This is a genomic window from Clostridium sp. CAG:265, from assembly GCF_000436575.1.
In the GTDB taxonomy this organism is placed as follows: domain Bacteria; phylum Bacillota; class Clostridia; order Clostridiales; family Clostridiaceae; genus Clostridium; species Clostridium lentum.
Genome location: NZ_FR886583.1, coordinates 37,011 through 50,673 on the forward strand (window position 1 = coordinate 37,011; position 13,663 = coordinate 50,673).

General features: G+C 29.4%; 12 protein-coding genes. 3 read left to right on the top strand and 9 right to left on the bottom strand.

The features are described 5' to 3' along the window. Positions 1–95 precede the first annotated feature (95 nt). Positions 96–1,217, top strand: a complete 1,122-nt coding sequence (locus Q5O29_RS01930; RefSeq protein ID WP_022211336.1) for a glycosyltransferase family 1 protein — start codon at positions 96–98, stop codon at positions 1,215–1,217. Between the two features lie 52 nt (positions 1,218–1,269). Here Q5O29_RS01930 and Q5O29_RS01935 read toward each other — a convergent pair whose 3' ends face one another. The 3 genes from Q5O29_RS01935 to Q5O29_RS01945 are packed head-to-tail and all read right to left on the bottom strand — an operon-like array spanning position 1,270 to position 4,049. Beyond that, positions 1,270–2,298 carry a CotS family spore coat protein gene (locus tag Q5O29_RS01935; RefSeq protein WP_022211337.1) on the bottom strand — a complete coding sequence of 343 codons (1,029 nt, stop codon included), beginning with the start codon at positions 2,296–2,298 and terminating at the stop codon, positions 1,270–1,272. Positions 2,299–2,309: 11 nt separating this feature from the next. Next, the gene (locus tag Q5O29_RS01940; RefSeq protein ID WP_022211338.1) at positions 2,310–3,041 is read right to left on the bottom strand and encodes a hypothetical protein; all 732 of its coding nucleotides are present in this window, start codon (positions 3,039–3,041) and stop codon (positions 2,310–2,312) included. 12 nt (positions 3,042–3,053) lie between these two features. Continuing rightward, positions 3,054–4,049: a CotS family spore coat protein gene (locus tag Q5O29_RS01945; protein WP_022211339.1), complete on the bottom strand. Its 996-nt coding sequence runs from the start codon at positions 4,047–4,049 to the stop codon at positions 3,054–3,056. 124 nt (positions 4,050–4,173) lie between these two features. Between Q5O29_RS01945 and Q5O29_RS01950 the strand changes: the two genes are divergently transcribed. Next, entirely contained in the window at positions 4,174–5,298 is a 1,125-nt protein-coding gene (locus Q5O29_RS01950; RefSeq protein ID WP_022211340.1) for a glycosyltransferase family 1 protein, read from the top strand. A gap of 65 nt (positions 5,299–5,363) precedes the next feature. On the opposite strand, the gene Q5O29_RS01955 is transcribed toward Q5O29_RS01950, so the two are convergent. The 3 genes from Q5O29_RS01955 to tsaD form a co-directional block, all read right to left on the bottom strand. Next, positions 5,364–6,527 carry a S1C family serine protease gene (locus tag Q5O29_RS01955; RefSeq protein WP_022211341.1) on the bottom strand — a complete coding sequence of 388 codons (1,164 nt, stop codon included), beginning with the start codon at positions 6,525–6,527 and terminating at the stop codon, positions 5,364–5,366. Positions 6,528–6,689: 162 nt separating this feature from the next. Beyond that, positions 6,690–7,691: an alpha/beta fold hydrolase gene (locus Q5O29_RS01960; RefSeq protein ID WP_022211342.1), complete on the bottom strand. Its 1,002-nt coding sequence runs from the start codon at positions 7,689–7,691 to the stop codon at positions 6,690–6,692. Between the two features lie 23 nt (positions 7,692–7,714). Then, a complete protein-coding gene (gene tsaD, locus Q5O29_RS01965; RefSeq protein ID WP_022211343.1) occupies positions 7,715–8,725 on the bottom strand; it encodes a tRNA (adenosine(37)-N6)-threonylcarbamoyltransferase complex transferase subunit TsaD in 1,011 nt (336 codons plus the stop codon). 201 nt (positions 8,726–8,926) lie between these two features. Here tsaD and Q5O29_RS01970 point away from each other — a divergent pair, with 201 nt between their 5' ends. Continuing rightward, a complete protein-coding gene (locus Q5O29_RS01970) occupies positions 8,927–9,538 on the top strand; it encodes a RusA family crossover junction endodeoxyribonuclease (RefSeq protein ID WP_022211344.1) in 612 nt (203 codons plus the stop codon). A gap of 107 nt (positions 9,539–9,645) precedes the next feature. Here Q5O29_RS01970 and Q5O29_RS01975 read toward each other — a convergent pair whose 3' ends face one another. From Q5O29_RS01975 to Q5O29_RS01985, 3 genes are all read right to left on the bottom strand, one after another. Then, positions 9,646–10,566 carry an NAD(P)/FAD-dependent oxidoreductase gene (locus Q5O29_RS01975; RefSeq protein ID WP_022211345.1) on the bottom strand — a complete coding sequence of 307 codons (921 nt, stop codon included), beginning with the start codon at positions 10,564–10,566 and terminating at the stop codon, positions 9,646–9,648. A gap of 235 nt (positions 10,567–10,801) precedes the next feature. Next, positions 10,802–12,145 (bottom strand): TldD/PmbA family protein, encoded by a 1,344-nt coding sequence (locus Q5O29_RS01980; protein WP_022211346.1) that lies wholly within the window; start codon positions 12,143–12,145, stop codon positions 10,802–10,804. A gap of 11 nt (positions 12,146–12,156) precedes the next feature. Next, positions 12,157–13,536 (bottom strand): TldD/PmbA family protein, encoded by a 1,380-nt coding sequence (locus Q5O29_RS01985; protein WP_022211347.1) that lies wholly within the window; start codon positions 13,534–13,536, stop codon positions 12,157–12,159. Between the last annotated feature and the right edge of the window lie 127 nt (positions 13,537–13,663).

The following is a 13,663-nucleotide window of genomic DNA, read 5'->3' on the forward strand; positions in this document are numbered from 1 at the left end:
CCCTATATATTTATATGTATATCTATTTTCTTTTATTAACATTTTTTTGCTTGCTTTAATATAATAAATTAAAACAACTATGAAAGGATTAAATCATGAAGATCGGCATTGATGGAAGAGCTGCTAAATGGTATAGAGGAACAGGCATTGGCACTTATACTTATCAGCTAATTAATAACTTAAGTATAGTAGATTCAAGTAATCAATACTTGATACTCTTGCCACAAAACACTGATTTAGTTTTAAAAGATAACTTTACCATAGAATGTCTTAAGGAGTCTTCAAACAATCATTTTTGGGATGATGTTAAAACTCCTAATATCTTAAAAAATAATAAGATGGATTTATATCATGTTCCTCAAAACGGAGTAGGACTTTCAAAAAATATTAATTGTCTTAAAGCCATTACCTTGCATGATATAATCCCATTGAAATTGCCTGAAACAGTCAGTGATAGATATTTAAAAATATTTAATGAGGAACTTCCTAAAATAATACCAGATTGCGATGGCATAATAACTGTATCTGACTTTTCAAAGGAAGATATAGCCAAGGAATTTAACTTTCCTAAAGAAAAAATTTATGTTACACATCTTGCTGCAGAAGAAATTTATCGCCCTCTAAGTAAGAATTCATGTAAAAAAATCATTAAAGAAAAATACGGAATAAGTGATGACTTTATTTTATATGTAGGTGGATATAGCCCTCGTAAAAATATATTAGGCATATTAGAAAGTTATTCCCTTTTAAATCCTACTCTAAGAAAAAATCTTAAAGTAGTTATAACTGGTAGAAAAGGTATTTCATATGATAGATATAAATTAAGAACTGAAGAGCTTAATATTTCATCTTCAGTAATTTTTACTGATTTTATTCCTTTAGAAGATCTACCTATTTTTTATAATGCATGTGAGTTATTAACTTATCCATCATTTTATGAAGGTTTTGGACTTCCTCCTTTAGAAGCAATGGCTTGTGGTACTCCTGTTATTACATCAAATATCACTTCCCTACCAGAATTATTCTATAATTCTGCTTTATTGGTAAATCCTTATGATGTATATGCCCTAAGCTACGCCATGGAGAAAGTATTATGTGATAGCCTTCTTAAACTGACTATGGTTCAAAAGGGTCTTATAACAAGCTCTAACTATACCTGGCAAAAAACTGCTAAAAACACTATCTCTGCTTATGAAAAAATTATTAATTCTAAATAAATTAATAAAAATGAGCTGCATAAAATTATAACTTTTATTGCAGCTCATTTTTTTATTTCAGAATCCTCTTTACTAATGCAATTCTAAAATCATCTAATTCTATTTTATTTTTAAGCCTACCTATAAATACTTCTTGCTCCCATGATTTTTGCTTATAATAATATAACTTAATAATTTCTACAAAATCATATGGATAACATATAAGAGCATTTAATATTTCTCTTTCTTGGCTATCTATTTTATCATTTGGCTTTTCATAAGCTTCTAAAATACTATCTATAGCCTCTTTTTCATAAACAAGATTCTTAATAACCTTATTGATAAATATATATATATCTTTAATTCGTAAATCAATATTGCAATAGTCAAAATCTATTATATTAACATTATCATTATCTATTATAAAGTTATGATGCGCTAAATCATTATGACATAAATAAAAGTATCTATTATCTTTCTTCATCTTTTCGTAGCTAGTCTTCATTAATAATTCTATAGCTTTGTTCATTTGCTTTTCCATAACTTCTACATTCTTTAAAAATAAGCTATCGAACTCATTTTTATATTTGTACTTTTTCACCAAAAGCTTCATTTGTTCTATATCCTTTAAATCATCAATATAATCATTAATTATATTACTGCCATATTTGCATTTTATATTTAACTCCTTTAAGTATTTTTCTATTCCCTTTGATGAAATATGAAGCTTTTCTATTGCTTTAGTACACCATGATATCTCCACTGGATTAGTAAATGCTGCTTCTCTTCCTTCAATCATATCAAGGAGAATATAGTTCTTTTCATTCCATGTTGTTATAACTTCATTATCTTTATTCCTACAATACCTAATTACATCTTTATCTAATAAATATATATAATTTAAAGCTTCATCAATAAACTGTACATCTTCAAATTTCATATCACATCTTTTTAATATTTTCTTTCCCTTATCAGTAACTAATAAGAATACCTTTCTAAGTGGAATCATATCTTGAACATTTAAATTAAGCTTATCAAATAATCCTTCACATAAGTCATAATCACATAAAACCTTTCGTTCAACATATCTATTTTTATTCATTTTATTACCTCTCATAAAAGTTTAATACCATCACATTCTTTTGCATTTCTAAACTTACTCACTACATCCTCATTTGTAATATCAATCCTACCATTTCTACATTTATTTAAGATTTTCATAGATTCATTAGGATATATTGATAAAATTCTTAAATACTTAATACTCCCCTGATCTAATGCTGATTTATTAACAAACTCATCTATTATATTGTTTATACCATATCCTTTTTTTCTTCTTTTGATTTTTTTTATATAATTATAACAATCGCTTTCCAATAAATCATAAACAATATATTTATTGCTTCTTATATAAATTATTTCATTCTTATCTCTCTTTAAACTACTTTCATCAACTCTCCCTAAACATATTTCATATCTTTTCATGCTTCTTTTAATTATTGAAAAATAGATTTCCAAATCTAATAAGCTAAGAGTTTCTTGAGCCTTTTTTATAATACGAGAGCCTTCATCTATTAAATAATCTTCAATATAATTAGTACTTTTATTATTAATAATTTTATTTATATAATTTTTATTCTTTTTTATATCAACTTTATATCCCTCAAACTCCCTGCCAATTACACTTTGAATTCTTGGTATAATAGCTTCTTTGCCATCTAGAAGCCTCTTATGTGCATCTGATATTAACTGAATTTGATCACTAACACTTACTTCAGCATTGTCTTTAAATTTTTCATCACTTATGATAATGCTTCTGCTGCTTAAATACTCGTAAATATCCATGAAACTATCCTCCTATTTAAAGTATTCATCTAAAAATATTTCCCGGTATTCAACATCTTCTAAATACCTAATTATCTTATTTATAAATACCTCTTCATTCCATGGCTGCTGCTCCCAATAATATTGAAGCCCTATCTGCCAGAAGCTCTGGGGAAACATAATAAAATACTTCATAATCTTTAGTTCATCATCTGTTACCTCTAGTACTTCCCGATAATTATTAATAATTAAATCTCCAGTTTTATTATTCCATTTACCATCCTTCATAACTCTTATAAGCAAGGATGATAAATCATGTATATGAGTATCTAATATACAATAATCGAAATCTATTATATTTATCTGATAATCTTTATCAATTAAGATATTATGATGAGCAAAATCATGATGGCAAAAACCTCTTTTCTTTACTTCTCTATCCATAAGAACAAAATATCCATTTCTCTCAAGACCCTTTACTGCCCTTTGCCCTCTATCAATTTCATTATCTATATGCTCTAAATAAATCCTATCAAAATCACTTTTGTATGCCTTTTGATATATTCTTTTTCTAAAATCTAATATTTCATTACATCTTGTGTTAAAAACATTAACCCATGAATACCATCCAATTCTTGGTCTCATTTCCCTATTCAAATTAAACCCTTTACTACATTTATGCAGTTCTGCTAGTTTTATTGCTATAGCTTGAAGCTCAACAGGATTATTGAAATTACTCACTCTTGAAGGTATCCACTTAGTGATATAAGCATAATCTTCATCTATTTTTATATACTTATTTCCTAGCTTATTAGGCAGTATTTCTGGTATAGTTTTAAACTGTCTTTTTTGTAAATGCTCTATGGCACTTATAATAAAATTAAAATGAGGAAAGTCATACTTTATATTCTTTATACAATATTCTCCCTCATCAGCTTTCACATTATATGAATTTTTAACCTTTAATATTGACCTAATATTAATACTATAGTTTTCTTCCACTATATCTTTTATTTCATTTATATCCATTAATGTCTCCTAAACATTCTCTCATCTGTATTATATGAATATGCATATTTTATTGTGTTTCTATCACATTAATTTAAAATGATAATATTTTATTGTATAAGGTTTTTTTAGGAGGCGCTTATTTTTGAACTTTTCTATTGATGCTCGTGGTATTAATTTATATAAAGGCTCTGGAATAGGTACTTATATTGAAAATTTAACATTAGAACTCCTTAATATAGATAAAAAAAATAACTATACAATATTTTGGGCTGGTGATAATTTTCAAAAATATAAACGTAAAAACTCCAAGGTCATATTAACTTCTAAAAAACATAATTTATTCTTTGAAAATTATTACTATCCTAGCATACTACAAGAATATAATATTAACTTACACCATATACCACAAAATGGTATGGGTTTATCAAACACCTATAACACTCCTTCCATCGTCACTATTCATGATTTAATTCCCTATATTATGCCTGAAACCGTTGGCAAAGGTTATTTAGAAAGATTCCTCACTGATATGCCCTTTATAATAAAAAACTGTCATGGTATATTAACTGTTTCTAATTATTCTAAAAAGGATATATTAAGATTTTTTCCTAACTGTCCAGAAGATAAGATATATGTTACTCCATTAGCTGCTAACACTTTATATAAACCTCTTCCTAAAGATAACTGCAAAGATTACCTTAATAAAAAGTATAAAATCACTACTCCTTTTATTTTGTATCTAGGTGGCTTTAGTAAACGTAAAAATGTTTATGAACTTATTTTATCCTTTAAAAATATACTATCCTCATTAAATAAAAATTACTCTCTTGTAATATGTGGCTCCCTTAAAGATGAAGGCCTTCGTCTAAAGGAAATTACTAAAGAGCTTCTTATAGATGATAAAGTAATTTTTACAGATTTTGTAGTAGATTATGATTTGCCATACTTCCATAATGCTTCTGACCTTTTCGTCTATCCATCTTCTTATGAAGGATTTGGATTACCTATTTTAGAAGCAATGAGCTGCCAAACTCCTGTCATAACATCTAACACTAGCTCTATGCCTGAAGTGGCTAATAATTCAGCTATTCTTATTGATCCTTTTGATAAATCTGCTTTAAGTGAAGCAATGTTGAGAGTACTAAATTCACCAAGTCTTCTTGCTGAGTATGGTGAAAAAGGTTATAAAAACAGTCTTAAATTTACTTGGAGTAATACCGCTAAACTTACTCTATCAGCTTACATTGATATACTAAGGGAAAACTAATTGACATATAAAATAAAAGGGCTTAGTTACCATAATAACTAAACCCTTTTTATTTAACCTAAATATTAACTAGCTGTTAATTTTACATTTATTGTTTTACTTTCACCATTTCTTATTACTTCAAGAGATATTTCATCTCCCTCTTCTTTACCATTCTTTACTGCTTTAAATTCATCAAATGTTGTTATTCTATTTCCATCAGCTTTAACAATTATATCTCCAGCCTTTAACCCAGCCTTTTCAGCTGAAGAAAATTCTGTTACTTCAACTACATATAATCCTTGTTCCATATTTAATTGCTTAGATAGTGCTTCATCAATAGTTCTAACTGAAATCCCTAAATTTAATATTGGCTTTGATAATGATTCTATCTTATCCTTTATATCATTTATTGGAATTGAGAATCCAATACCTTCTACTGCTTCACCACTAATCTTACTTGAATTTATACCAACTACTTCTCCTTTAGTGTTTACTAATGGTCCACCACTATTACCAGCATTTATTGCAGCATCTGTTTGAATTAAGTTCATTGTTACTCCTGATTCAACAGCAACACTTCTACTAGTAGCACTGATTATTCCTTTAGTAACAGTACTTGATAATTCTGTTGATAATGGAGTACCTATTGCTATTACCTCTTCACCTGGCTGTAATGAATCTGAATCTCCAAGTTCTACTGTTGCTGGTATTTTAACACTTTCATCTGTTATCTTAATCATTGCTACATCTTGATTTTCATCATAATTAACTATCTGAGCTGTAGTTGTTACATCATTACTTAATGTAACTGATATTTCTTGTGCTCCCTTTACAACATGATAATTTGTAAGGATATAACCTTCTTCATTTATTATAAATCCTGATCCAATTCCTTCAACTTCCTGAGTTTGCATGAAATATCCCTGAGTTACTGATTTAGTTGAAACTACAACAGCGGCTGGCGCAACTTTATTATATGCTTCCGTAGCACTTAAAGCTTCACTTTTAGTATCAAATTTTGATGGATTTACATTAATTGTCTTTGTTTCTTTTAAATTATCCTTTAATGCCAAATATGTTACTCCACTTCCTATGAATCCACTACATAATGTACAAACAATAACTGCTGCTATTGTCTTATTAAATCCTCTTTTCTTTTTAACTTTAACAGGTGGCTCTTGAAAATTATAAGTATTATTATCATCTCCACTACTGTATACTACATCATAAATATTCTTATCATCCATGACTAACTCTCCCTTTCCGTTAACTATTCTATACTTATAATATAACCACCTTATGTGTCAAATATATGACAAATAGGTTTTAAATCTATAATTCATACTAATTTCACAATAAACTTTTTACTACTTTTATATATAAAAAATAGAAAGCTATAAAATAACTTTCTATTTTTTAAGATCATTACACTGCTTGATTACTCCTCTTATTCCTGCAAGTATATCAATAGCTTTACTTAATGATAATACGCAAGAATCAGTATTGCTGACAATAGATGTAGTTAAACCTTCATCTCCTAAGCTCTTTAACCTATCATCTTCATTTTTAGTTATTAAACAATAAGGCTTTCCTGTAAATACCCCATCTTGCTGAATATCTAAATTATATTTTGATAAATTTCTTAATTCATTGCTCACTGCACTGGTATAACTTGCTTTAGTTCTATGACTTGAAAATTCCTCTAAAGCCTCGCCTTCTAAATTATCTTCTAAGTCATTAATATTAACATCTAAATTTAATTTATCCAAAAGCATTGTTAATCCAATATATGAGCCTAATTGTTCTATTTTTCTTCTTATTCTTAAAGCCACATTCTTTAAACTATTTCGTGAATTTTTAATATCTTCTTCCACTAACGGATTAACTGAAACAATTCCGGCAACTGAATCTGGAAACTGCTCTGCAAAGCTAGTTAATACTAATGAACCATACTCTTCTCCCACTAATATATATGGTTCTAAAGCTCCAGATTTTCTTAATAGTATCTTTAAGTCCTGAGCCTGCTCTTCAATTGTTCTAGCTGACCCAGATGCACTAAAGCCATATCCTCTTCTATTATATAAGAAAGTTGCTACATTATCATTTTCCTCCAGCTCACTGGCAATTGTATTCCAAACTTCTAGATTTCCCCCAAGCACTCCATCAAATACTACAGTGTAATTTCCACTTCCACTTAATCTAAAATCCATTCTTTTATCATCCACTGTAATGTAATCTACTCTTTCTATTAAAGTTTCTCCTGCTATAAAGTTTGTAATTTGTTGCACAATAAAGCCTGCTATTATTATACCTAATAAAACCTTAGCTATATACTTTAATTTTTCTTTAGTAGTTCTTTGCCTCTTCATATTAACTCTTCTTACTCCATTTGAATGTGGCAATAAGTTCATTTTTTCAATCTCCTTTTATATTATTATAGCTTTAAATTAGGTTTTGCATTTAAGTTTAAATCACTTATTTTACCATTTACTAAATTAAAATATGCTGCACTTCCAATCATAGCTGCATTATCTGTACATAATACTGGTGCTGGGAATAATACTTCTATTCCTTTCTTTGATGCAGCATTCATAATCGTTTCTCTTAAGGCTGAGTTAGATGCAACTCCTCCAGCAATGGCTATCTTCTTAACATTTCTACTTTTACATGTTTCCATTACATTATCTTTTAATACTTCTATTACAGCTTTTTGGAAAGAAGCCGCCACATCTGCCTTATTAACTTCAACATTTTGCATCTTTGCTTTATTTAAGTAATTTAATACTGCTGATTTAACACCACTAAACGAAAAGTCTAAAGATTTATCATGAAAATTAGCTTTTGGAAAAGCAATAGAATCTGGATTTCCTTCCCTTGCTAACTTATCTATCTTTGGTCCACCTGGATATCCAAGGCCTAATGCTCTAGCAACCTTATCATATGCTTCTCCTGCTGCATCATCTCTTGTCTGTCCTATAACTTCATATACACCATAATCTTTAACATGTACTATGAAAGTATGTCCTCCTGAAACTACTAATGAAACAAATGGAGGTTTTAAATCTTTATGTTGTATGTAATTTGCACATATATGTCCTTCTATGTGATTAACTCCTACCAATGGCTTTTTAGTTGAAAATGCTAATCCCTTAGCAAATTGTAATCCTACCAATAATGCTCCTACTAGCCCTGGTCCATAGGTAACCCCTATGGCATCAATATCTTGTAAAGTTACTCCTGCCTCTTCTAATGCTTCCTGAACTACTCCGCTGACAACTTCAATATGCATTCTTGAAGCTACTTCTGGAACTACTCCACCAAACTTTTTATGTGTATCTATTTGAGAAGCTATTATATTTGATAAAACTTCTCTTCCATTAACAACAACAGCTGCTGAAGTTTCATCACAACTTGACTCTATAGCTAATATATATTTTTTTTCCATATCTATCTATACCTCTTCTTATTACTGTTTATATCTAATGAGTATTATATCTTAATAAAACCCTATAATCAAACAAACCTTGTTAATTTTTTCTGTCTATTGTATATTCTAAATATAGTAGATATTTTAATTATATAAATTAAATCTTACATATTCATTAAATATTTATTTCAATTTATAGAATTTTAAGGAGAATTGATTATGAAACCATATGCCAAGGTAGTGGTACCAGGTTCCCCTATTTCCAAATCTAATTTTAAATTACATAATAAGGAAGGTAGAGCGATACTTCCATATAATACTGGAAAAGCTCATGACAAATATGCCTTATATGAAGAAGAAATAGCCTATTATGCTAGAAGCCAAAATCCTACTATCATATTAGAGGAATCTTTAATTGCCATCTTAAAAGTTTACTACAAAAGTGAAAAACGTCATCCTGATACTGCCAATATAACAAAAAGTATTTTTGATGGTATTGAAAAAAGCGGTCTTATAGTTAATGATGCACAGATTCGTCGAATAATAACTGAAGAATATTATGATAAAGAAAATCCTCGTTTTGAATTAGAGTTTTATGGTGAAAGTTCCTTTGAAGTCACATATACAATTAAGGAAAAAGCTACTCCTTCAGAAAAGAGAATTTATTCATCATTAAAAAAGGTCATTCCTACTACAAAAGTAAAAGAAAGTTCTACTACATCCGTGGAAAAGTGTTCAATCTGTAATGGAATAATTGATAAATCATCTTCCATAAAAGCTGATGGTGGTAAAACTTTAATCTGTAAAAAATGTTTTACAAAATTATTTTAAGGACACTCAATAATGATAGATTTTATATTTTTATGAGCTGATATTCACTTTAATCCTAAAGAACAGAATATATTATTCAATAAAGCAAAAGAAGTATTTATACCAATTTAGTATAAATACTTCTTTATATATTGTGAAGCTAAATGCCCAATTATATAACCATCTTCTCCACTAGAAAATACGCCTTCAATTCCATGCTTTACTGTGCCACAAGCAAAAAATCCATCTTCAACAGTATTTATGGTTTTTATATCTACATTTAAGCCTCTTAATAAATCTATTTCTGGATAATACCCCACTGATAATATTAAAGAATCACACTCTATTAATTCTTCTTCCTTTTCATCAATCATTACAGCAGCCCACTCCACCCTTTCTGCTCCTCCAATTTCTGAAACTCTGGCATTATATATTACAGGAATATTAAAACCTTCAAACAGATCTAACTGCTCTTTATCTAATGATTTTTTAGCTGTTACTAAAGCTCTTATTTCAGCTCCTTCTATTAATAGTCTCCTAGCTAAAAGTGCTGACCACTTACCGCTTTCTTGTATTACAACTTCTTTTCCTGGTAAATATCCATAGAAATTAATCAATCTATGAGCTGATGCTATAGTAAAAATGCCTGAATATCTATCCACTGGAATCATTATATTACCTGTAAACTTCTCCTTACATCCTGTGGCAAATATTATTGCTCCAGCTTCAATATTATAAACACCTTTATCTGGATTAATAACAGTTATTTTTTTATCAGAATCTATCTCTAAAACTTTACTACTAGTTAAATATTTTCCACCTAACTCCTTATAATCATTTATCATTATACTTGCAAACTCAGGACCAGTTACTTTTTTACCTAAATAAAAGCTACCAAAACCATCATGGATAAATAAATTTAAATTTCCTCCTAAATCTTCTTCCTTTTCTATGATAAGAACATCCTTTACCCCTTCTCGCATGGCCATAATAGCAGAAACCAATCCTGAAGCTCCAGAACCAATGACAACTAAATCATACTTTTCCACAAAAACACCCCTTCAATTAATTAAAAATGTAAAATAAAAAATTAGTAAACTGATTTAATTTAAATATACAATATCATAATATCTGAAACTAGTTATAAAAAATATAACTAGTTTCAGATAGAATAGTATTACTCAGTTAAAAATTTTATGTTTAGTACTTCCTTCATGTTAATTCACTTATGGTTTTAAATTACTACTTAATTTTTCATTCTTAATTCTTAATTTTTAATTCTGTCTATTCTCCTGCTATGGCAAGTGATTTAACCTTTATAGATGGGCTTCCTACACTACTCATAGGGAATTTTAAGTCATTTCCCACTTCTTCTATATCCTTAAGTAAATTAAAGAAGTTACCTGAAGCAGTTACTTGTTCAACTGGGAATGTCTTTCTACCATTTTCAATATAGAATCCATTAACTGCTAAAGAAAACTCTCCTGTAATAGCATTTGCTCCTGAATGAAGCCCTGCAAAATCAGTTATAATAAGACCCTTCTCTATATTTGCCAATAACTCATCAAAATTCTTGTTTCCTTTTTCAATGTAGAAATTAGTAGGTGATACTGATATTGATGATGCATATGAATTCTTAAATCCATTACCTGTTGATTTAACACCAGCCTTATTAGCAGTCTTTAAGTTGTATAATAATGTTTCTAATCTTCCATTCTTAATAAGATAAGTTTTTTCTGTTGCCACTCCTTCATCATCAAATCCTACTGATGCAAAACCATCTTTTAAATGCGGATCATCCACTAAGTTAATTACTGATGATGCTATTTCTTCTCCTTCTTTTCCCTTTAAAAGACTTAACCCTTTTTGAGCTGCATCTGAACTGAATATTCCAGCAAAAGTAGATAACATTGAAACCATTGCTTCATTTTTTATAACTATAGGATAATTACCTGAAGGAATAGCTTTTCCACCTATTTTAGATAAAGCGTCATTTACAGCATCTTCTGCTATTTTTTTAGGATTAACTTCTTCAAGAGATTTAGCTATTGCATATCCAAAGCCATCATACATCTTTTCATCTTCCTTTATTATTGGACATACATATGCTGATAATAAATTAGATTTATTGTGTAAGTTTAATCCCTTGCTATTTATTATGCCATACTTACCAGAACTATAAGCTACAGCACACCCTGCAAAACTTTCTACTTTGCTATTTAAAGCTTTAGCCTCCTTTTCCATATCTAATGCTATTTGTATAAGCTTATCTGGTGATATATTTTCAAGAGCTTCTGAATAAGTAGATATCTCTTTATACTCCTTGTCTCCACCATAAATAAATTGAACATCCTCACTTTCTATAGCTAATACATTTTCCTTAGCCTTATTAACAAGCATATGAATTGCTTCTTCATCTAGTATTTCTGTATAAGAGTATCCTATCCTATCACCCATCTTTCCTCTAAATGATAGCCCATAAGAAGTATTTAAGTTATATTTCTCTACTTCTTCCTTATATACATTTATACTAAGGCTTTCTCTATCAACATAGTATACTTCACACTCAGCAAACCCTACATCTTTAGCTTCCTTAAATAATTGATTTACAAATATCTTTAATTCCATTACATTACCTCCTATCTTCCACCTACAGTAATTTCACTTACTCTTATCATAGGTTGACCTACGTTAGTTGGTATGCTTCCTGAAGATGATCCACACATTCCTTGTCCTTGAGTCATATTATTTCCTAGCATATCAATATTCATTAATATTTCGCTACCTTTTCCTATTAAACTTGCACCTCTAACTGGTTCTTGGATTTCTCCATTCTTTACTAAATATCCTTCTGATACAGCAAAGTTAAACTCACCTGTAACAGGATTCACAGAACCTCCACCCATTTTTTTAGCATATAATCCATCACTTATTGATGCTATGATTTCTTCTGGTGTATTATCTCCATTAGCTATATACGTATTAGTCATTCTTGAAGTTGGAGCATATTTATAACTTTGTCTTCTTCCGCTTCCTGTAACTTCCATGCCCATTCTTCTAGCATTTAATTTATCTATCATATAAGATTTTAAAATACCATTTTCAATTAAGATATTCTTTTGTGTTGGAGTACCTTCATCGTCTATATTTAGTGAACCCCACGCATTGGGAATTGTTCCATCATCAATAGCCGTAATCTTAGAAGATGCTATTTGTTCTCCTAATTTACCTGTAAATACAGAATTTCCTTTAGCAACAGATGTAGCTTCTAATGAATGTCCGCATGCTTCATGGAATATAACACCACCAAACCCATTATCAATAGCTACTGTCATCTTTCCTGCAGGGCAATTCTTAGCATGAAGCATAGTATGTGCTGTTTTTGCAGCTTGTCTTCCATAATATTCAGGATCTATATATTTGAACATTTCTATTCCAGCTCTTCTACCTGGGCCTTCAATTCCTGTTTGATTTTCACCATTAGCAGATGCTACTGCATTAATAAATAATCTTGTTCTTACTCTCTTATCTTCTGTGTATAATCCCTCTGTATTTGCTATTAATATGTTTTGTTCCTTATCACCATAACCAACACTTACTTGTGAAATTTCACTATGATAATTCTTTGCTGCATCATAAGCTATCTTCATTATACCTATTTTTTTATCTGCTTCTACAACAGATGGTAAATAAATTGTGGGATGTATGTTTATAGTTTCTTTTTCATATAGAGTTATGCTTATATCTTCTTTTAATTCTCCCAATGCTAATGCTGCTTTTTCGGCAGTTTGTAATAATGAATGAAGGCTATTATTATTGGTATAAGCATAAACGCTTTTTAGCCCTTTAAATATTCTTATTCCTATTCCATAAGCTCTTCCTCCTATGGAATTTTCAACTTTCCCATTTAAAATACTTATGGAATTATCTATTGTATCTTCTTCAAAAATTTCTGCAAAGTCTCCTCCAGTTACTAAACAACGACCAAGTACTTGCTGTGCTATTTCTTTTGAAAGCATTGTATCGCCCTCCTCTTTCTTTTAATTATATCTAAAATCTATTATACTTTATTTTTATATACAAAAAAAGACAGAAGTATAACTTCTGTCTTATGGCTCCGCGAAGAGGGCTCGAACCTCCAACCTA